This is a genomic window from Microbacterium invictum (genome assembly GCF_014197265.1).
In the GTDB taxonomy this organism is placed as follows: domain Bacteria; phylum Actinomycetota; class Actinomycetes; order Actinomycetales; family Microbacteriaceae; genus Microbacterium; species Microbacterium invictum.
This window is the reverse complement of sequence record NZ_JACIFH010000001.1, coordinates 741,091-760,217: the sequence shown is the minus strand read 5'-3', so window position 1 is coordinate 760,217 and position 19,127 is coordinate 741,091. Positions and strand designations below refer to the sequence as shown.

Annotated in this window: 17 protein-coding genes and 1 pseudogene; 8 read left to right on the top strand and 10 right to left on the bottom strand. The window is 70.0% G+C overall.

Annotated features, from left to right (window positions below; genetic code table 11):
- Positions 1-27 precede the first annotated feature (27 nt).
- A complete protein-coding gene (locus tag BKA10_RS03710; protein ID WP_183498648.1) occupies positions 28-1,038 on the bottom strand; it encodes a TetR family transcriptional regulator in 1,011 nt (336 codons plus the stop codon).
- Positions 1,039-1,133: 95 nt separating this feature from the next.
- On the opposite strand from BKA10_RS03710, the gene lipB reads away from it, so the two are divergent.
- From lipB to BKA10_RS03690, 4 genes are read left to right on the top strand one after another with little or no spacing between them, the layout of a single operon-like run.
- Complete coding sequence (gene lipB / locus BKA10_RS03705) at positions 1,134-1,775, top strand: lipoyl(octanoyl) transferase LipB (RefSeq protein WP_183498647.1); 642 nt, start codon at positions 1,134-1,136, stop codon at positions 1,773-1,775.
- Positions 1,772-2,800: a lipoyl synthase gene (lipA, locus tag BKA10_RS03700; RefSeq protein WP_183498646.1), complete on the top strand. Its 1,029-nt coding sequence runs from the start codon at positions 1,772-1,774 to the stop codon at positions 2,798-2,800. Before lipB ends, lipA begins: the two co-directional genes overlap by 4 nt.
- Positions 2,801-2,850: 50 nt before the next feature.
- Positions 2,851-5,301, top strand: a complete 2,451-nt coding sequence (locus BKA10_RS03695; protein ID WP_183498645.1) for a hypothetical protein — start codon at positions 2,851-2,853, stop codon at positions 5,299-5,301.
- On the top strand, positions 5,298-5,990 hold the full coding sequence (locus BKA10_RS03690; protein ID WP_183498644.1) for an N-acetyltransferase: 693 nt from the start codon (positions 5,298-5,300) through the stop codon (positions 5,988-5,990). Before BKA10_RS03695 ends, BKA10_RS03690 begins: the two co-directional genes overlap by 4 nt.
- Here the strand turns inward: BKA10_RS03690 and BKA10_RS03685 are convergent.
- From BKA10_RS03685 to smc, 3 genes are read right to left on the bottom strand one after another with little or no spacing between them, the layout of a single operon-like run.
- A complete protein-coding gene (locus BKA10_RS03685; protein ID WP_183498643.1) occupies positions 5,974-6,474 on the bottom strand; it encodes a DUF2004 domain-containing protein in 501 nt (166 codons plus the stop codon). The two genes, BKA10_RS03690 and BKA10_RS03685, sit on opposite strands and share 17 nt — an antisense overlap.
- Positions 6,475-6,530: 56 nt before the next feature.
- Positions 6,531-7,403, bottom strand: coding sequence for a signal recognition particle-docking protein FtsY (ftsY, locus tag BKA10_RS03680; RefSeq protein WP_183498642.1), 873 nt, complete (start codon positions 7,401-7,403; stop codon positions 6,531-6,533).
- A 46-nt stretch (positions 7,404-7,449) separates the two neighbouring features.
- Positions 7,450-10,962: a chromosome segregation protein SMC gene (gene smc, locus BKA10_RS03675; RefSeq protein ID WP_183498641.1), complete on the bottom strand. Its 3,513-nt coding sequence runs from the start codon at positions 10,960-10,962 to the stop codon at positions 7,450-7,452.
- 408 nt (positions 10,963-11,370) lie between these two features.
- Here smc and BKA10_RS03670 point away from each other — a divergent pair, with 408 nt between their 5' ends.
- The 4 genes and pseudogenes from BKA10_RS03670 (at position 11,371) to BKA10_RS16595 (ending at position 13,859) form a co-directional block, all read left to right on the top strand.
- Positions 11,371-11,619: a hypothetical protein gene (locus tag BKA10_RS03670; RefSeq protein WP_183498640.1), complete on the top strand. Its 249-nt coding sequence runs from the start codon at positions 11,371-11,373 to the stop codon at positions 11,617-11,619.
- Between the two features lie 50 nt (positions 11,620-11,669).
- Positions 11,670-12,755 carry a GNAT family N-acetyltransferase gene (locus tag BKA10_RS03665; protein ID WP_183498639.1) on the top strand — a complete coding sequence of 362 codons (1,086 nt, stop codon included), beginning with the start codon at positions 11,670-11,672 and terminating at the stop codon, positions 12,753-12,755.
- A gap of 95 nt (positions 12,756-12,850) precedes the next feature.
- Positions 12,851-13,096 (top strand): annotated as a pseudogene (locus BKA10_RS16890) (GNAT family N-acetyltransferase); the annotation flags it as partial.
- A 424-nt stretch (positions 13,097-13,520) separates the two neighbouring features.
- Positions 13,521-13,859, top strand: a complete 339-nt coding sequence (locus BKA10_RS16595) for a hypothetical protein (RefSeq protein ID WP_241739913.1) — start codon at positions 13,521-13,523, stop codon at positions 13,857-13,859.
- Between the two features lie 45 nt (positions 13,860-13,904).
- On the opposite strand, the gene mutM is transcribed toward BKA10_RS16595, so the two are convergent.
- From mutM to BKA10_RS03630, 6 genes are all read right to left on the bottom strand, one after another.
- Complete coding sequence (gene mutM, locus BKA10_RS03655) at positions 13,905-14,852, bottom strand: bifunctional DNA-formamidopyrimidine glycosylase/DNA-(apurinic or apyrimidinic site) lyase (RefSeq protein WP_183498638.1); 948 nt, start codon at positions 14,850-14,852, stop codon at positions 13,905-13,907.
- Positions 14,845-15,537, bottom strand: a complete 693-nt coding sequence (gene rnc, locus BKA10_RS03650; protein WP_183498637.1) for a ribonuclease III — start codon at positions 15,535-15,537, stop codon at positions 14,845-14,847. The genes mutM and rnc overlap by 8 nt, the downstream gene beginning before the upstream one ends.
- Before the next feature lie 17 nt (positions 15,538-15,554).
- The gene (rpmF, locus tag BKA10_RS03645) at positions 15,555-15,764 is read right to left on the bottom strand and encodes a 50S ribosomal protein L32 (protein ID WP_040165203.1); all 210 of its coding nucleotides are present in this window, start codon (positions 15,762-15,764) and stop codon (positions 15,555-15,557) included.
- A gap of 2 nt (positions 15,765-15,766) precedes the next feature.
- Positions 15,767-16,315: a YceD family protein gene (locus BKA10_RS03640; protein ID WP_183501047.1), complete on the bottom strand. Its 549-nt coding sequence runs from the start codon at positions 16,313-16,315 to the stop codon at positions 15,767-15,769.
- A gap of 63 nt (positions 16,316-16,378) precedes the next feature.
- Positions 16,379-16,876, bottom strand: a complete 498-nt coding sequence (gene coaD / locus BKA10_RS03635) for a pantetheine-phosphate adenylyltransferase (protein WP_183498636.1) — start codon at positions 16,874-16,876, stop codon at positions 16,379-16,381.
- A gap of 27 nt (positions 16,877-16,903) precedes the next feature.
- A complete protein-coding gene (locus BKA10_RS03630) occupies positions 16,904-19,066 on the bottom strand; it encodes an ATP-dependent DNA helicase RecG (protein ID WP_183498635.1) in 2,163 nt (720 codons plus the stop codon).
- Positions 19,067-19,127: the final 61 nt, after the last annotated feature.

Sequence of the window (19,127 nt, the reverse complement as noted above, 5' to 3'; positions counted from 1 at the left end):
GTCCGGCACGCCGCGAAACGTCCGCGCCTACTCGGGTCCGAGTTCCTGGAACAGGGTGAGCTGGAGTCCCCCGGGCGCCCGCAGCCGCGAGTTGACCGACCGCCAGGGAGTGTCGCGTGCGGTGGCCTCCACCGCCGCGCCACCGTTCGCCGAGCGGTCCGTCATCGCAACGGTGTCGGCCACCTCGAATGCGATGCGCACGTCATCGCTGGGCGCGTCGCCGTCGGTCTCGACGCGGTCGATCAGCTCGATCTGTGCAGCGTTCGACAGTTCGAGCGTCGCACGGCCGGCCGCGAGGATCACCACCTGTGCACCCCCGTCGCCCTGATACGACTCCTGCTCGACCAGGCCCAGCACGTCCCGGTAGAACGCGAGAGCGTCGTCGAACCGCTCGGCACGGGCGACGACCCGCAATTGCTGCACCCGACCCGGGAGCGTCGGAGACGCGGCATCCAGCCCGTTCCGCAGAGTCTGCGCGAGCGGCACCCGCCCGGCCCCGGCATGCGCCCACGCCTCGATCGCGCTGAGCACAGCACCGGCGTGGGCGGCCGCCGCGACATCGGCGCGCACCGGGTCCGCTCCGGCCGCGCGCAGGCGTGCGGCGATCACTGCCGCGATCCGCGAGCGCCGGAGCGCCCGCTCCCGTTCCAGCTCTTCCTCGAGGCCCATGGCCCCGGCGTTCGCCAGCGCGAGGGCGAGGCTGTCGGGCGCGAAGCCCTCACCCAGCTCGACGAGCGCCGCCCGAACGGCGGCAGCGGCATCCGCCTCGGCGTCATCGGCCTCCAGTCGCGTCGTGAACGCATCGATGCGCTCGTCCAGGGCGGCCCAGAGGATGTCGGACTTGGACGCGAAATAGTTGAAGAAGCTCGAGCGGCTCACCCCCGCGCGCGTGGCGATGTCAGCGATGGACGTCGCATCGAAACCCTGCTCGAGGAAGAGCTCGCAGGCGGCCTCGGCGAGGGTGTCGCGCGACGTCGCGCGCGGCCGCCCCGCGCGGGCGGCACCGGCTGCGGCTGAGCGTGGCACGGCGGTGGACATGCGCTCAGCCTACGACGCCGGCTCCGGCAGGGCGTATTGTTGGACGCGGTGCAGAAAGCGCCCAACGATGCCACCGCCACAAGCGAAGGAGCAGCATGCTCGATGTCCAGACCGTCGGCCTCGCGCCCGACTACGTGCCGTATCTCGACGGCTGGGCGCTGCAGCGCCGGATCCACGCCGAGGTGGTGGCCGGCGACAGTCCCGACACCCTGCTGCTCCTCGAGCACGAGCCGGTGTACACGGCGGGTGCCCGCACCGCGCGGCACGAGCGTCCCACCGACGGCACCCCGGTGGTCGACGTCGACCGCGGCGGCAAGATCACGTGGCACGGCCCGGGGCAGCTTGTCGGCTATCCCATCGTCCGTCTGCCCGAACCGGTGGACGTGGTCGCGCACGTGCGCCGCCTCGAGGACATCCTCATCGACGTCCTGCAGGCGTACGACGTCGACGGCTATCGCGTAGACGGTCGCAGCGGCGTGTGGGTGCGCCGCCCGCTCTCCGAGGACAAGATCGCCGCGATCGGCGTCCGCGTCCAGCGTGGAGTGACCATGCACGGCTTCGCCCTCAACTGCGACAACTCGCTCGCCGCGTACGGCAGCATCATCCCCTGCGGGATAGCGGATGCCGGTGTGACCACGATCAGCGAAGTCGTCGGCGCCGACGTCTCCCCCGCCGATGTGCAGGGCACCGTGGCGTCCGCCTTCGCGGCGTCGTACGCGACGGAGGTCGCAGCATGAGCGCGTGCGGCGCACCGGCATCCCTCCCCCACACAGCTCCCAACGGGCGAAAGCTGCTGCGGCTCGAGATCCGCAACGCCGAGACTCCCATCGAGCGCAAGCCCGAATGGATCAAGACCAAGGCGAAGATGGGCCCGGAATACCAGGCGCTGCAGGCGCTCGTGAAGGACGAGGGTCTGCACACGGTCTGCCAGGAAGCCGGCTGCCCGAACATCTACGAGTGCTGGGAGGACCGCGAGGCGACGTTCCTCATCGGCGGTTCGCAGTGCACCCGGCGGTGCGACTTCTGCCAGATCGACACCGGGAAGCCCGACGCGTACGACACCGACGAGCCGCGTCGCGTCGCCGAGAGCGTCCAGCGCATGCAGTTGCGCTACGCGACGGTCACCAGTGTCGCCCGCGACGACCTGCCCGACACCGGGGCATGGCTCAACGCTGAAACGGTGCGACGGATCCACGCGCAGAATCCGGGCACGGGGGTCGAGCTGCTCGCCAATGAGCACAACGCAGACCCCGCGCTGCTCGGGCAGATCTTCGACGCACGTCCCGAGGTGTTCGCGCACAACGTCGAGACGGTGCCGCGCATCTTCAAGCGCATCCGTCCCGCGTTTCGCTATGAGCGGTCGCTCGATGTGCTGACACAGGCTCGGGATGCCGGGCTGATCACGAAGTCGAACCTCATCCTCGGCATGGGCGAAGAGCCCGAAGAGGTCGTCCAGGCTCTCCACGACCTGCACGATGCGGGCACCGACATCATCACGATCACCCAGTACCTGCGCCCCTCGCCCCGGCACCTGCCGGTGGCACGCTGGGTGAAGCCGGACGAGTTCGTCGAGTTCAAAGACGAAGCCGAGCGCATCGGGTTCCTCGGCGTGCTCGCCGGTCCCCTCGTGCGTTCGTCCTACCGCGCGGGCCGGCTGTGGGCGCAGTCGATGGTCTCGAAGGGACGCGCCATCCCCGAGGAGCTCGGTCATCTGGCCGCCGACATCGCCTCGGGCGATCGGAGCTTCGCGCAGGCGGTCTGACGAAACCCTCGCGCCGGGGCGGCCGGGTCGGGCAGAATCGCACCAACCCGATGCTGGAGGACGCCGTGCCCGCCGACGATGTGCTGCTCGATGCACCCGTGTTCGCCGAGGTCGACACGCCGGCCGCCGATGCGCGGGAGTGGCTGTCCGTGCAGTTCTCGGCGCAGGCGCGCCGCGCCGACCCGTTCGCGCTCAGCCGGGAGCAGCTCGCAGAGCTGGCCGAACTGCTGTCGGGTTCTTGGTGGGAACGGGTCTTCGAGGACGAGGGCGGAGCTGAGTCCGCTGCCGACCACCTCCGCCGCGGACTCCCTCCCGCGGTGCGGGCCGCAGCGGAGATCCCCGATGGGGGAACGGTCCTCGCCCTCTACCTGCGGCATCTGGTCAACGAGGCATGGGAACTCGCCTGGGACCACACGCTGCTGGCCCTCGCGATCACCACGGTGTGCGATGCGGCCGAGCCGCTCGAGCAGGACGCCACCACCCGGCACGCCTGGGCGCTGCTGCGCTTCCTGCTCACGGAGTTCCGCGTCGAGACAGCGCTGCTCACCGGACGGCTCGACGCCGCGGCGGAGGCCGGCCGCAGCGCTGCCGAGATGGCTGCGGCCCTCCTCGCCGCGGCCGACGCGCTGCCGGGGTCGCCGGCGCGCGCCGCCCTGATTCGCGAGACCTCACGCGAAGCCGTCTACTACGCGACGGTCGCCGCCTGTGCGGGCGCGGCGCGCGCACTGATGAACGGTCAGGCTCCCGAGGCCCGCCTCACCGAACTGCGTCGGCAAGTGGATGCCGCGAAGTTCCGGCCCAGAGACCTCAGCGAACTGCGGGGGCATCTTGCCGCGTGGGAGGCGCTGGAGGCCGCGCGGGCCCGCGATCGGTTGCACGTGCACCAGGGACGTGTGCGCATCGTCTACCCGTTCGGCATCCGTCCCAGCGCAGACCACGATCCGATCTCGCTCGTCGAGGCGCTCGGCGCCGCTGCAGAAGACCTGCGTCGGGGGGAAGATTTCCTGGGCGGATTCGCCGTCAAGGAGGTGAGGTCCCGCCTCGACCTGGCCGACGTATGGCAGGGCACCGACACGTTCGGCCGCGGATACCGGGGCGCCACGATCGAGCTGGACGCTCTCGTCGTCCGGACGCCGGGTGCAGCGGATCCGCTCGAGGTGATCAGGCCGAGCATACAGCTGTCTCAGCTGGGCAATCATGCCCTGGTGCTCGACATCGACCTCGTCGAGGCCGACGCGTATCGCGTCGCCGAGGCCATCAGTCTCGCGTCGCCGGTGTACGGCGACCTGGCCGAGATCTCGGATCTGCTGCAGCTCACGACGTCCTCGGGGACGGCGCTGTCGGGACTGCCGGTCGTGGTGGAGTCGCTGCTCGACGGCGTCCGCACCCTGCTGGACACCGTCCACGCGCGACTCCATCCCGCAGCTGCGGCGGACACCGGCCCGAAGCTGGCAGCCCGGGCGGGATCGTTCGGTGTCATCGTCACCGTCCTGGCGGCGTCTCGCGTCGGCCCGGAACATGTCGTCCCGCTCACCGCAGCGAGCGAACTGCTCGAGCTGTGGGGTGTGCAGCCGCTGATCCATCCGCTGCCCAGCGGCGCTGCCGGCATCGCCGACTGGTCGATGTACGACCTCGACGCCGTCACCACCTGGCCGCTGCTGCACCTCAACCGTGAGCTGCTCGCCGCGAACAGCAACGTCACCCTGCTGGCGAGCTTCAGTTCTCCCGCCTACGCCGTGCACGAGGTGGGCAGCTTCGCCACCTTCGCCCACACTCTCCATGGCGTGTATCAAGGCTGGCAGGACACCGTGCGCGAGCACGCCGAGGAGATCGCAAAGCTCCTGCGCACCGCCGAACGGCTGCTCGCGAAGGCCGATACCCTCGACCGCGCCGGCGCGCACGGCATCTCGGCCCGCCGAGGCGTCGTGATCGACGACCTCGAGCGGCTGGTGCGCAAGATCGAGCGCGCAGAGCTCGCTCTGCAGACCTTCGTGCAGTCGAACGAAGCCACCATGCTCTTCATCGAGTCACCCGCCATCGTCACCTCACCACCGCTTCGGGTGGACCTCGACACGGTCCTCGCCTCCAACGGCTACTCACGCCTGCGGGCCGGGTACACCCAAGCCGTGCGCGACGTCGTCGGCACCCCGCTGCGTCCTCTCCTCGATGTCGTCCACCGCCGCATGCAGCAGACCTACGCGGCCCAGAGCGCGGCACTGGACGCCGAGCGCGAGCGCCGTGAGCACACGGCGACGGTCGCCCAGGAAGACCGGGACCGCCGCGTCGCGCGGTCGTTCGAGATCCTCGGCGTCGTATTCGCCGTCATCGGCATCTCAGGGCTCGTGTCGATCCTGCAGGAGGGTCACCCGGACTGGGACGGCACCATCTCCTGGGTCCTCGTGGCAGCCATCCTCGTCGCCGCACTGGGCTGCGGTGTCGCACTGCTGGCATGGACGCGCACCCGTCGCCCGGCCCGGCCCACACCCAAGGAGAGGCCATGATCGCACCGACGACGCACGCGGATGTACTGAGCCTGGTCTACGACGACATCCTGCGACCGAGCTTCCCCGACGCGGAACTGCTCGAACGCGACGCGTTCCTGCACGCCGCCGAGACCGGTGGCCTCGAGGTTCTCGTCTCCACAGACGGGCGCCACATCCAGGGGGCGATCGTCGGCGAGCAGCACGACCGCGCGGTCCTCATCGCCTGGCTCGCTGTCGGAGCGCAGGGCCGCAGCGGCGGCGTCGGCGGTGCACTGCTTCGCGCCGGCGTGGCGCACTGGCTGGCACAGCCGGCCACCGACATCGTGCTCGCCGAGGTCGAGCGCCCCGATATCTTCGACCCGCACCCCGTATACGGCGATCCGTCGCGGCGCCTGGCGTTCTACGCCCGGACGAGCGCCGGCGTCCTCGACCTGCCCTACTTCCAGGCGCCGATGGGCCCGGGCCTGCCCCGCGTGCACGGCCTGCTTCTGACCGTCCTGGGCACGGCGGACGCCGCGCCCGCACCTCGACGGCTCAACCGGGCGGAGACCGCGGCGGTCCAGGAGTACCTGCACGATGTGCTCGGTTCCGACCCGGAGGCCGCGCCGGTCATCGCCGCCGCGACGAAGGACGACGGCATCCGCCTGCTCCCGCTGGCGGACTACGCGGTCACCCCGCTGTCGGGCGGGCTCAGTCCGCGCTCGTGACCGACTGCACCGAACCGTCGGAGCTGAGGTTGACCAGCAGCACCTCGTCCGTGGCATCCCGATCGAGCGCGTACTCGAGCACCGCGAACGGATCGTTGCCGCCGTGCTCGTCGGCCAGGATGGTCATGCTCACGAGTTCCAGCGAGCGGATGACATCCATGTGGGTGTCGCCGGAGACGTCGACCAGGAACTCTTCGAGCTGCTCGCCCATCTGCTCCTGCTGCTGCAGGATGTACTCGGTCACCTCGCTCGTGCGGTCGTCGAGCTCATCGACCATGGCGTTGCGCGCGCGCAGGTCGATCGCCTCGAGGGACGACACCATGGCCGCGGCCACATCGAGCGCATCCGCGGACACGTCGTCCTGATCGGGCGCGGTCAAGTCGACGGTCACCCGCTGGTCGCCGAAATCCACGATCTCCGACCAGAAGATCGATCCGTCCGGGCCAGACTCCAGCAGGCCGAAGTAGTCGTGCTCGATCGCCATACGCCCATGAAACCAGCCTGGGCGCCTGCGCGCGACCCCGACGCGGCAGTTGGGTCTCATTCCACGAGAGCGGCCGCGAAGACGTGCGGTGTGAAGCCGGTCAGATCGCCGATCCCCTCGCCCTGTCCGAGCAGCTTCACGGGGATGCCGGTGCGCTCCTGGACCGCCAGCACGAACCCGCCCTTGGCGGATCCGTCGAGCTTCGTGAGGACGAGCCCCGTGACGCCCGCATGCTGCAGGAACGCCTCGGCCTGCATGACGCCGTTCTGCCCGGTCGTGGCGTCCAGCACGAGGAGCACTTCGCTGATGGGCGCCTGCTTCTCGATGACACGGCGGATCTTCGTGAGCTCATCCATCAGGCCGCCTTTGGTGTGCAGCCGTCCGGCCGTGTCCACCAGGACGATCTCCGTGCCGGTCTGCTTGGCGTAGTCGATCGTCTGGAAGGCGACGGATGCCGGGTCCTGCCCCTGCTGCTGCGGACGCACGATCGCGGCTCCGCCGCGCTCGGCCCACGTGGCGAGTTGGTCGACGGCGGCCGCGCGGAACGTGTCGGCGGCGCCCACGACGACCGAGCGGCCGAAGCGCTGCAGATAGTGGGCGAACTTGCCGATCGTCGTCGTCTTGCCGACCCCGTTGACGCCGACGACCAGGACCACGGCGGGACGCTCGGTGAGTTTGAGGGTCGTGTCGAACTTCGCGAAGTGCTCTTCGAGCGTCTCCTTCAGCATGCGCTGCAGGTCACGCGGGTCGGTGGTGCGGAACCGCTCGACCTTCTCGCGCAGTTCGTCCACGATGCGCTCGGTGACGTCGGGGCCGAAGTCGGCCGTCAGCAATGCTGTCTCGAGGTCGTCCCAGGTGCTGTCGTCGATGGTGGGTTTGACGAACATGCCGCGCAGTGCGCGGCCGAGCGACCAGGAGTTCTCCGCCATGGGTCCAGTCTAGAGTCGGGCCGGGCGAGCGCCCGGCCGTGCCGGGCTAGGCGATCTCGCGTTCGCGCACGCGCTGGCCGACGACGGCCGACACGCCGTCCTGGCGCATCGACACGCCGTAGAGCGCGTCCGCGATCTCCATCGTGCGCTTCTGGTGCGTGATCACGATGAGCTGGCTCGACTCGCGCAGCTGCTCGAACACGCCGAGCAATCGGCCGAGGTTGGCGTCATCGAGCGCTGCTTCGACCTCGTCCAGGATGTAGAACGGGCTCGGACGCGCCTTGAAGATCGCCGTGAGCAGCGCGACCGCCGCGAGCGACCGCTCACCGCCGGACAGGAGCGACAGCCGCTCGATCTTCTTGCCGACCGGGCGGACGGCCACCTCGATGCCGGTGGTGAGCGGATGGTCGGGATCGGTGAGCGAGATGCTGCCCGTGCCGCCGGGGAACAGGATCGGGAACACCTCGCCGAACGCGACCCGGGTGTCTTCGAACGCCGCCAGGAAGATTGTCTGCATCCGCTCATCGAGCTCTTCGATGATGGTGAGCAGGTCCTTGCGCGTCTCGGTGAGATCGGTCAGCTGCTCCGTGAGGAAGGCGTGGCGCTGCTCGAGCGCCGCGAACTCCTCGAGTGCGAGCGGGTTGACGCGGCCGAGCTGACCGAGCTTGCGCTCGGCATCCTGCAGACGGCGACGTTGCGCTGCCACGTCGAAGCGTGACGGCTCACCCTCGCCGTCGTCGGCGGGTATGGGCTGATCCGGACCATATTCCGAAACGAGAATATTCTCGTCGAGGCTGAGCTCGGATGCCACGCGCTCAAGCAGGCTGGTGACGTGCAGACGCTTCTCGTGCATCTGGAGCTCGAGTCCGTGGACGCTCTCCGTGAGGCCGCTCAGGCGCTCGCGGACGTTCGTCTCGTGGGTGCGCAGCTCGGTGAGCTCGGCGGTGACCGCCGAGCGCGTCTGCTCGGCGAGAGACAGCTCCACCCGCGCCTGGGTGACGGACCGGTCCACCGAATCGAGCACCGGCGGCAGCTGCTCGGCGACCTCGGCCGCCAGCTCACGCTGCGCCCGGCGGATGACGGCGCGCCGGGCCGCCTCCTCGGCCGCGGAGCGCTCGCGCTCGCGCTGCCGCTCCAGCTGGACCACGCGCGCCTCGCCGGCGCGGACGCGCTCGCGGAGCGTCTCGACATCCAGCCGCGACCGCATCTCGGCATCCCGAGCCTGTTCAAGAGTGGCGAGCATGCCGTCGCGGGCAGAGGCATCGAGAATCGGACGCGGTGCGGCCACGGCCCGCTCCAGCTGCTCGTCCGCCGCACGGGCCGCAGTCTCGGCGTCGGCCACGGCGCCCTGCGCCTGGGCGAGGCCTGCTTCGAGCCGCTCGCACTCGGCCAGGGCCGCTTCGTGCCGCACCGTGGCGCGGTTGACCTGCTCGGTGTGCGCCGCCAGCGCGGCATCGTGCTCGCGCAGCGCCTGGAGCATCTGCTTCGTGCGCGCGCGGGCCTGCTCCCACGCCTGCTTGGCGTCGGCGAGGGCCTCGCGCAGCGAGTCGGCGACGACGTCGATCTCGGTCAGGCGGGTCCGTGCGGCGTCGCGTTCGGCGGCGAGCTCCAAGCGCGACCTGCCCGCCCCCGAGCCTGCGCGGACGGTGTATTCCGTGACGACCTCGCCGGCACGCGTGACCACGGTCACCGGGCCGCCGGCCCCCTGCGCCGCCAGGGCGCGGCCGACTTCGTGGGCGGATGAGAGATCGTCGACGATCGCAATGTAGGCGAGGACCCCGAGCACCCCCGCCGGCGCGGTGACCACGTCTCGCGCCGGAATCGCACCCGCCACGCCGGTCAGCACGGGTGCCATGGAGTCCGCCTCGGCCAGAGCGATGTCCACGGTGCCGAGGTCGGCGTCGCGTGCGGTTCGCGCCAGCTCGACCGCCGCGGCCGCGTCATCGACCAGAACCCCTTCGGCCAGGGACCCCAGCGCCGCGGCGATCGCCGCTTCGTAGCCGGCTTGCACCTTGACCGCGTCGCCGACGATGCCGCGGATGCCGCGACCGCCTCGCGCGATCAGCTCCGCGGCGGCATTGCGGACATCCAGAGCACGACCCAGCGCCGCCGCCTGTGCGGCGAGCGACTCGACTTCGCGTTCGGCCGAGTGCAGTCGCTCCCGCAGCGTGCCGACCTTCGCCTCGCAGTCCGTCGCGTCGTGCTGCGCGCGCTCGTACGCCGCCGCATGCTCAGCGGAGGAGCTCTCCGGGACGAGGCCGGGATCGACGCCCGCCAGGGCCTCCTCTGCTTCCGCGCGACGCTGCAGCGCGGCATCGAGCGCGTTCTGCTGCCGCTCGACGGCAGAGCGGACGGCCTCGAGACGTGAGGTCGCGGCATCGGCGGCCCCGCGCAGCGCGGTCAGCCGCATGTCGTGCTCCGAGACGAGCGCGGACTGCGCAGCGATGTCGGAGTCCAAGGCGTCCAGTTCAGCACGCGCCCGGATGACGTCCCGGCCGGCCGCGGCGGCGGCATCCTGCGCTGCGCCGAGCCCTCCGGCGATGTCATCGATATCGGTCCGCGCCTCATCGATCGCCGCCTGGCTCACCGTGGTCACCTCGACCGCGAGCTGCCCGTCGTCCTCGAGCAGCGACTGGCGCTGCCCGGCCAGCGAGTACAGCCCGCGCAGCCGCTCCTGCACCTGCTCGAGTGCGAACGCGGCAGCGCGTGCCTTGTCGACGGCCTCGGACTGCTGCTGTGATTCGAGGGACTCCAGGCGAGCCTTCAGCTGGTCGGCCTCGTCCTGCAGCACGAGGCGCTCGGCGTGGCGCTCCTGCTCGTTTCGCGCGTGATCGGCCAGCTGCGTGCGCAGGGCGACGAGCTCATCGGCGTACAGCCGGGCCTTGGCATCGCGGACGACCGCCGCGATCGTCGCCGCCTCGCGGGCGATCTCGGCTTGCTTGCCGAGGGGCTTCAGCTGCCTGCGCAGCTCGCCGGCGAGGTCGCTCAGCCGGGTGAGGTTCGTCTCCATCGCCTCGAGCTTGCGGAGGGTCTTCTCCTTGCGACGGCGGTGCTTCAGGATGCCGGCGGCTTCTTCGATGAATCCGCGACGGTCCTCGGGGCTGGCCTGCAGGACGGTGTCCAAGCGTCCCTGCCCGACGATGACGTGCATTTCCCGTCCGAGGCCCGAGTCGCTCAGCAGCTCCTGGACATCCAGGAGCCGGCAGGTCTCGCCGTTGATCGCATACTCGCTGGCCCCGTTGCGGAACAGGGTACGACTGATCGTGACCTCGCTGTACTCGATCGGCAGCGCACCATCGGCGTTGTCGATCGTGAGCTGGACCTCGGCGCGGCCGAGCGGCCCGCGCGTCGCCGTACCGGCGAAGATGACGTCTTCCATCTTCCCGCCGCGGAGCGTCTTCGCGCCCTGCTCCCCCATGACCCAGGCGAGGGCGTCCACGACATTGGATTTGCCCGAGCCGTTGGGCCCGACGATGCAGGTGACGCCCGGCTCGAGGACGAAGGTGGTCGGCTGCGCGAAGGACTTGAAGCCCTTGAGCGTCACGCTCTTCAGGTGCATCCGGTCGGCCTCCGCAAAGTGATCACGGCACAACGCTAGCGGACAGGTCTTGACGCAGACGGTGTTGCGGGTCTAGTGTCGGCTATCGCGTCAGAAGTCGAGAAAAGGAGGTCCCCGAAATGATGCTCTACATCACATCCGAAGCGGAAGCGTTCACGCCTGCTCGTGCGGGGATCGTCTCCTTCGGCGCCGCTCAGGCTCCGGCCACTCCCACCGCCGGCTGACCGCCGCAGGGGAAGACTCCGCCCACCGGGCTGAGTTCCGCGTATCCCGTCTGCTCGCAGTCTTCGCTGCCCGCTGACGGTCCCTGCCTGGCCCACCGCAACCGCGGCTCGCTCTCTGCGCGCCCGCATCCGCCGCCATCGCGGCCTCCATCCCATCACGCGCTTTCACCACGAAAGAGATCTCATGAATACCTTGCTCGAGTCCGAGCAGCGATCGACGGCTCCTGAGACGTCGATATTGCTCGGGCGCACGCCTCGCCCCTCAGCGGTCGACCGCATCGCCATGCGCGTTGCGGTCCGGCTGCTGATCTGGAGCACACGCCCGGTCGGCGACGACCGGGACGAGCGTGTCCAGCGGCACGAGCTCGCCAGCCAGCTCGCCCAGCGCGAGCGGGTCTGGGAGCAGCGCCGCCTTCTCAACCCTGTCATCTGACGCGGGGCCCCGGCAGCGTGCCGGGGCCCACCCACCGAACGGATCAACTCATGACCATCGCACTCACCGGGGTCGGCTTCCGGCCCCTGACCGTGCCCGCCTCGATCGATGCCGACGACGCCGCCGACTTCGTCGAGATGATGCGGGTGCGCAATATCGTGTACGCGGAGATCGCCGGCAACGACGACGAAGCCATGACACCGGAGGCACTCCTCCCCCACTACCAGCCCGACCCCGACGAGACACGGCACATGTGGCTCGTCATCCGAGACGGCGACGTGGTCGGCCGCGTCGGCGTCGACATCCCCCATGAGACCGGATCGAAGAACGCCTACTGGCTCATCGAGATCCTGCGCGCTCACCACGGGGCCGGCATCGGATCGCGGGCTTACGACCTCGTCGAGCAGACCGCACGCGAGTACGGCCGCACCGTCCTGCAATCGTGGGCCGAGCACCCCGACGCCTCCGGGGAGCGCCTGACGGCACCGACCGGATTCGGCGACATCCCGCGCGACCGTGCCGCGCGCTTCTACCAGCGCCACGGCTATGCGCTCGAGCAGATCGAGCGCAAGAGCGTGCTCGACTTCCGGACGGCCATGCCCCTGGTGGAGCAGCACCACCTCGATGCCCTGGCGGCGTCGCACGGCTATCGCGTCGTCCAATGGCAGGCGCCGACGCCGGCAGAGCTGCGGGACGGCTATGCCTGGGTCAAGTCGCGGATGTCCACCGATGTGCCTGCGGCCGACATGGAGTTCGACGAGGAGACGTGGGACGCCGAGCGGATCGTGCGTCACGACCAGCGCTATCTCGACGGCGGGCAGACGGTGCTCGTCACCGCGGCACAGCATGTCGGCACCGGCGAGCTGGTCGCCTTCAACGAGCTCGTCGTCGGCGCCGACCGCACCGCGGCCACCCACCAGGAGGACACCCTCGTCCTCAAGGAACACCGCGGTCATCGGCTCGGCATGCTCGTCAAATGCGCTGGGCTGAAGACCTGGCACGCCGAGATCGCGCCCGACTCGCCCCGCGTGATCACCTTCAACGCCGAGGAGAACCGGCCCATGCTCGACATCAACGAGGCGATCGGGTTCGCCCCGGCGTCGTACAGTGCCGGGTGGAAGAAGGTGCTCGCGTGAGCCTCCACTTCGACCTCGATCTCGACGAGTTGATCATCACGGCCGTCCCGGTCCCGGCCACACTCGATGCGGCCGAGGCCGCCGACCTGCGGGCGATGGTGGACGTGATCAACACCGCCCTGGAGCGCGACCTGGGCATGGACCATCTGCGGTGGTCGGCAGCCGAGCTGCTGCCCTCGTGGCAGGACCAGACCTACCGCCTGATTCGGGGGTTCGTGGCGCGGCGGGGCGGCCGAGCGGTGGGCGCACTGCAGCTGACCGCACCGACCGAACCCGGGGCCACCGAGCTCGAGTTCGACCTGGGCGTGCTGCCCGAAGACCGCGGCAGGGGCGTCGAGGAGGCGCTCATGCAGATGCTGCTGGCCGAGGCTGAGGACCTCGGCCGGCGCAGCGTGCAGACCTACACCATCCATCGACCCGACGCGCCCGGGGCGCGACTCGCGTCGCCCACCGGGTTCGGAGCCGTCGCCGAAGACGTCCATACCCGGCTGCTGACCGGCTACGGTTTCCGCCTGCAGCAAGTCGAGCGCAACAGCGTCTTCGATCTGCGACAGGAGCCGGATGCCGTGCGCACGCTGCTCACTGACGCGCAGGCCGTCGCGGGTGACGCGTATCGACTGCTCGCCTGGACGGCCCCGACGCCCGAAGAGCGTCGCGCGGGCTTCGCCCACGTGCTGTCACGGATGGCGACCGACGTCCCATCGGCGGGCATGACCATCACCGAGGAGCACTGGGACGCCGAGCGGGTGATCCGGCGCGACGCGCATGCGATCCGGCGGGCTCACCGTCTCGGTGGCTGCCATCGAGCACGTGCCCACCGGCACGCTCGTCGCCTACAACGAGCTCACGATCGGGGAGGACCGCACCCGCCCCACGGACCAGTGGGGCACCCTGGTGCTGCGCGAGCATCGCGGTCACCGACTGGGCACGATCGTCAAGTGCGCGAACATCCTGCGCATGCGCGAGCTGATCCCGGAGTCGCCGATGATCTCGACGTTCAACGCCGAGGAGAATCGGCCCATGCTCGATGTCAACGAGGCGATCGGCTTCCGGCCGCTGACCGTCGCCGGCGCCTGGCAGCTCGACCTCGAGGAGGCAGACTGACCGGAGCCGTCGCCGCGATCGGCCCGCAGTGCCCGGGTCCCGACTTCAGCTGGGAGTCGCGCGGGACCGGCGCTGGCAGTGCGCGCAGTAGTGGCTCGATCGATTGGTGAATGAGACACGCACGATCGGTCGTCCGCAGCGCGGACACGGCTGACCGGTGCGACCGTAGGCATGGAGCGAATGCGCGAAGTAGCCCGCTTCACCGTTGACGTTCACGTACTGCGCGTCAAAGCTCGTGCCGCCCTCGGCCAGGGCTTTGTCGAGCACGGCGCGCACCTCGGCCAGCAGGCGCCGGACGGCGCGCCCCGACAGTGCCGCGCCCGGTGTCTCGGGGTGGATGCGCGCCGCCCACAGCGCCTCATCGGCATAGATGTTGCCGATGCCGCTCACGGCGGTCTGGTCCAGCAGCACGCGCTTGACGGCCGATGCGGTCCGCCGCACGCGCAGGACGAATACGCCGTCGTCGAACGCGGGATCCAGCGGGTCACGTGCAATGTGCGTGACCTGGCGGGGGACGGATGCCGCGGTCAGGCCATGACCGCCCGGTGCACCGTCAGGTGTTGCGACGAGGTGGTCGACGGCCAGCGAGCCGAAGGTGCGCTGGTCGGCGAACACGACGGCCAGTTCGCCATGCTCCGGATGCTCGATGTCGAGGCGCACACGTTCGTGCCGTTCCGGCGGTGCGCCAGAGGCGCGCAGCAGCATCTGACCGCTCATCCCGAGGTGCGCGACCAGCGCACGCGTGCCGGCACCGTCATCCACTCCCCCGGCATCCACCTGAGAAGGATCATCCAGCGGCAGCCACAGGAACTTCCCGCGACGCGCGGCGGCGCGGACCGCGCGCCCGGTGAGCGCGGCTTCGAAATGAGCGCCGTCGCCGTCGTGCCGGGTGAGCGCGCGTTCGTCGAGCACGGTGACGCCGACGATCGTGGCGCCGGTGACGGCGGGAGCGAGGCCGGCGCGGACGACTTCGACTTCGGGCAGTTCAGGCACGCGCGGAGAGCTCACGCCACACGGCGAGGGCGGCCGCCATCTCCGCCTGCTTCTTGCTGGAGCCCTGCCCGGCACGGGCGACGTCGCCGACGGTGACCGTGGCGGTGAACACGCGGTGGTGATCGGGGCCGTCCGCTTCGACGACGTAGATCGGCGGGCCGAACCCGCCGCGCGCGGCGAGCTCCTGCAGACTCGTCTTGGGGTCCATGGCGGCGCCATAGCGCTCGGGATCCGCCATCAGCGGCGCGACCAGGCGCAGCACGAGTGCGGTCGCCGCGTCGGCGCCAGCGGAGAGGAACGCGGCACCGATCACCGCTTCCATGGTGTCGGCGAGGATCGAGTCCTTATCGCGTCCGCCGGTCTGGTCCTCGCCGCGTCCGAGACGCAGGTGGTCGCCCAGCCCGATGCCGCGCGCGACCTCTGCCAGCGCGACGGTGGACACGACGCTCGCGCGACGCTTGGCCAGGTCGCCCTCTTCGAGGTCGGGATGGTGCGTGAACAGGTGCACGGTCACGGCCTGCCCGAGGATCGAGTCCCCGAGGAACTCGAGACGCTCGTTGTGCGCGATACCGCCGTTCTCATACGCGAAGGAGCGATGAGTGAGCGCAAGCGACAGAAGCTCGGGGTCTACGAGGACCCCGAGCTTGTCGGTGAGCACGCTGTGCTCAGTTGAGACATCCGTCACGGCACCGGCCGCGAGTCTCAGATGTCGGCGACTTTGCGGCCCTTGTACTCGAGGAACAGCTCGGTGCCCTGCGAGTCGGTGACGACCTTGGCCTGGTGCGGGCGGCTGTAGACGACCTTGCCGTTCTCGACCGTCTTGACCAGCGCGGGGGCCTCGGCCTTCCACTGTGCGCGACGCGAGCGGGTGTTCGAGCGGGAGACCTTCCGCTTCGGGGGGTTACCTGCCATGGCTAGCTCTTCTCTGTGTTGTCGGCGACGCGGCGCGGTGCGTTGTCGTCGTGGTCTGGGGTGTAGGCCTTCAGCGCGGCCCAGCGCTCGTCGATCGGGGCTTCCGGCTCGGTACCCGGGGCCAGCTTCTCGCCCGAGGCCGGGTCAAGGCCGGGGCAATCCGGCTGACAGACCGGCTGGAACGGAAGCGACAGGACGATCGCATCCCTGACCGGAGTTTCAAGATCCACGTGGTCGTCTTGAACCTCGAAGTCGATCGCTTCCCCTTCAGAATACCCGAACAGCTCCTGAAACTCGACTTGGACAGGCTGGGTGATATCGGTGAGGCAGCGGCCACACACTCCGGATGCCACCGTCGCGACCTCGGCGGACACCAGAATTCCTTCGTGGACGGCCTCCAGACGCACGTCCAATTCGACCGGCTGGCCGGCCGGGACGGCGAGAAGACCCTCGCCCCACTTCTCGGGAGACGTCGCGTCGAGTGCGAACTCGCGCATCTGACCGGGCCGGCGGACGATGTCATGGGCGGAGAGTATGAACGGACCGTTCATGCGCTTTCTGGTCACGATCGTCCATCGTAGTCGTCTGCGGCCGCGTGGGGGCCGACCACGACGTCAGATGCCGCGGGCGCCGGTGTCGAGGAAGCGTGCCACCGGAGCCGGCACGAACGGGGTGACGTCGCCGCCGAGCGCTGCGACCTGCCGCACCAGCGAGCTGGAGACGAGGGCGTGGGCCGGGTCGGGCAGGAGGAAGACGGTTTCGATCCGGGCCAGGTGGCGGTTCACGATCGCCATCGGCGTCTCGTAGGCGACATCGACCTGCGAGCGGATCCCCTTCACGAGCACGCCCGCGTCGACGTCGGTGGCATAGTCGACCAGCAGGCCCATGCTCCACGATGCGACGACGACATCGCCCTCGATCCCCTCTTCGGCGATCGACTGCTCCAGCAGGGTCAACCGCTGCGCGATCGGCAGCATGGCCTCTTTGCCGGGGTTGTGCACCACGAGAACGTGCAGCTCGTCATACAGCGCGGCGGCGCGGCGGATGACGTCGAGGTGGCCGAGAGTCGGAGGATCGAACGAGCCGGGGACGACAGCGATCCGGTTGTTCATGACTCCCAGCCTAGGGGACCCGGGCGGCTAGTTCTTCGCCAGAGCCGCACGCTCCTGCAGCCCCACCTGGCGTTCTATGGCCGCAGCCAGCCCGGGGTGCCGTGCCAGCGTCGGATCGTCGTCGAGCACGCGCTCGGCCGCCTCGCGCGCCTCGACGATCACATCGGCGTCGGTGATGACGCGCAGCAGGCGCAGGGACGACCGTGCGCCGGACTGCGCGTCGCCGAGCACATCGCCCTCGCCGCGCAGCTCGAGGTCGACTTCGGCGAGCAGGAAGCCGTCGGTCGTGCTCGCTACGGCCTCGACCCGCGCGAGTGCCGGGCTGCCGGGATCGGCCTCGGTGACGAGCAGGCACAGCCCGGGTATGGACCCGCGGCCCACCCGGCCGCGCAGCTGGTGCAGCTGCGAGACGCCGAAGCGGTCGGCTTCGAGAATCGCCATCGTCGAGGCGTTGGGCACATCGACACCGACCTCGACGACCGTGGTGGCCACGAGTACATCGATCTCACCGCGGGCGAATGCCTGCATCACGGCATCCTTCTCCTCCGACGGCATCTTTCCGTGCAGAGTCCGGTAGCGGATGTCGCCGTACGCCGGGAGGCGCCCGAGCAGCTCGCTCACCTGGACGACCCCCCAGCGGGTCTTGGCCTGCTCGCCCTCGACCGCAGCGGCGACGGGCGCTTCGGGGTCGTTCGCCTTGACGGACGCCTCGGCGTCGATCGCCGGGCACACGACGAATGCCTGGTAGCCCTTCGCGACCTCTTCGGCGATACGATCCCAGACCCGGCCGAACCAGCCCGGCTTCTCGGCGAGGGGCGCCACGAACGTCGAGATCCCGGCGCGGCCGGCAGGCATGGTCCGGATCGTCGACACGTCGAGGTCGCCGAAGACCGTCATCGCGACGGTGCGCGGGATCGGTGTGGCGGTGAGCACCAGCACGTGCGGGGAGGAGCCCTTCGCCCGCAGCGTCTCACGCTGCTCGACGCCGAAGCGGTGCTGCTCGTCGACGACGACCAGGCCGAGATCGGCGAAGGTCGTCGACGCACTGAGGAGCGCATGCGTGCCCACCACGATGAGCGCCTGACCCGACGCCACCCGCAGAGCGGCCTTGCGGCGCTCGGCGGCCGGCATCTGCCCGGTCAGGAGCGTCGGCATGAGCTCTGGCGCGAGCTGCGGGCCCAGCATGCGCGCGATGGAGCGCAGGTGCTGCGCCGCGAGCACCTCGGTGGGGGCGATGAGCGCGGACTGCCCGCCGGACTGTGCTACCTGCAGCATCGCCCGCAGTGCCACCAGCGTCTTGCCCGAGCCGACCTCACCCTGGACGAGGCGGTTCATCGGCCACGGACCCACGAGGTCTTCGGCGACCTGGTCGCCGACGGCGATCTGGTCGGGCGTGCGCGCGAAACCGAGCGCCGCGTCGAACCGCTCCAGCAGCGTGCCGCCGGGCCGGGCCGTGGCCGTCAGCGCGCGCACCTCCTGACGCTGCTGCAGCAGTGCCGCCTGCAGCACGAACGCCTCGTGCATGCGCAGTGTCTGCCGCGCCGGTTCGATCTGCTCCATGGTGTCGGGCGCGTGGATGTGCGCCAGTGCTGTGCGGGCGTCGAGCAGCCCATGCTTCCGGCGGACTGCGTCGGGCAGCGGTTCGGGCACGTCGCCGATCTCGCCGAGCGCCTTCTCGACGAACTTCGCGATCTTCGTGCTGGGCAGCGCGCTGGTGGCCGGGTAGAGCGGGATCGGACGGTGGCGCTTCTCCTCGGCGGTCAGCCGCGCCGACTCTTCGTCGTCGAAGAGCTCGAACGCGGGGTGGGCGAACTGCTTCTGGCCGTTGTAGATGCTCACCTGCCCGCTGAAGATGCCCTGGTACCCGACCTTCAGCGGACCAGCCGCCTTGGGATTGAAGAACGTGAGCTTGACCGTGCCGATCCCGTCGCCGATCACGACCTCGACGATCGTGCCCTTGCGCTGCTTCATGCGGCGTGATGAGACAGACCGCACCTCGGCGACGATCGTCACCAGTTCGCCGACCGCCAGCGACGCGATGGGCGTGAGTTCACCGCGGCGCGCGTACCGGCGCGGGTAGTGGTCGAGCAGGTCACCGACCGTGGTCATGTCGAACGCCCGCGCGAGCGACTTGGCCGACTGCTCGCCCAGGACGCCGTCGAGGGGGGTCTCGAGGGTCACCGGCGGCATGAGACGAGTTTAGGCACGGTCACCGACAGTGCACGCACAGCCCGCACCGCCTACGGTGAGA

Excerpts from the sequence above, each read along its gene's own strand:
- smc (WP_183498641.1), bottom strand. The coding sequence starts at position 10,962 with ATGCACCTGAAGAGCGTGACGCTCAAGGGCTTCAAGTCCTTCGCGCAG.
- BKA10_RS03710 (WP_183498648.1), bottom strand. The coding sequence starts at position 1,038 with ATGTCCACCGCCGTGCCACGCTCAGCCGCAGCCGGTGCCGCCCGCGCG.
- BKA10_RS03690 (WP_183498644.1), top strand. The coding sequence starts at position 5,298 with ATGATCGCACCGACGACGCACGCGGATGTACTGAGCCTGGTCTACGAC.
- lipB (WP_183498647.1), top strand. The coding sequence starts at position 1,134 with ATGCTCGATGTCCAGACCGTCGGCCTCGCGCCCGACTACGTGCCGTAT.
- BKA10_RS03665 (WP_183498639.1), top strand. The coding sequence starts at position 11,670 with ATGACCATCGCACTCACCGGGGTCGGCTTCCGGCCCCTGACCGTGCCC.
- ftsY (WP_183498642.1), bottom strand. The coding sequence starts at position 7,403 with ATGGCGGAGAACTCCTGGTCGCTCGGCCGCGCACTGCGCGGCATGTTC.
- coaD (WP_183498636.1), bottom strand. The coding sequence starts at position 16,876 with ATGAACAACCGGATCGCTGTCGTCCCCGGCTCGTTCGATCCTCCGACT.
- BKA10_RS03640 (WP_183501047.1), bottom strand. The coding sequence starts at position 16,315 with ATGAACGGTCCGTTCATACTCTCCGCCCATGACATCGTCCGCCGGCCC.
- BKA10_RS03670 (WP_183498640.1), top strand. The coding sequence starts at position 11,371 with ATGAATACCTTGCTCGAGTCCGAGCAGCGATCGACGGCTCCTGAGACG.
- lipA (WP_183498646.1), top strand. The coding sequence starts at position 1,772 with ATGAGCGCGTGCGGCGCACCGGCATCCCTCCCCCACACAGCTCCCAAC.
- BKA10_RS03630 (WP_183498635.1), bottom strand. The coding sequence starts at position 19,066 with ATGCCGCCGGTGACCCTCGAGACCCCCCTCGACGGCGTCCTGGGCGAG.
- BKA10_RS03695 (WP_183498645.1), top strand. The coding sequence starts at position 2,851 with ATGCTGGAGGACGCCGTGCCCGCCGACGATGTGCTGCTCGATGCACCC.
- BKA10_RS03685 (WP_183498643.1), bottom strand. The coding sequence starts at position 6,474 with ATGGCGATCGAGCACGACTACTTCGGCCTGCTGGAGTCTGGCCCGGAC.
- rpmF (WP_040165203.1), bottom strand. The coding sequence starts at position 15,764 with ATGGCAGGTAACCCCCCGAAGCGGAAGGTCTCCCGCTCGAACACCCGC.
- BKA10_RS16595 (WP_241739913.1), top strand. The coding sequence starts at position 13,521 with ATGCGATCCGGCGGGCTCACCGTCTCGGTGGCTGCCATCGAGCACGTG.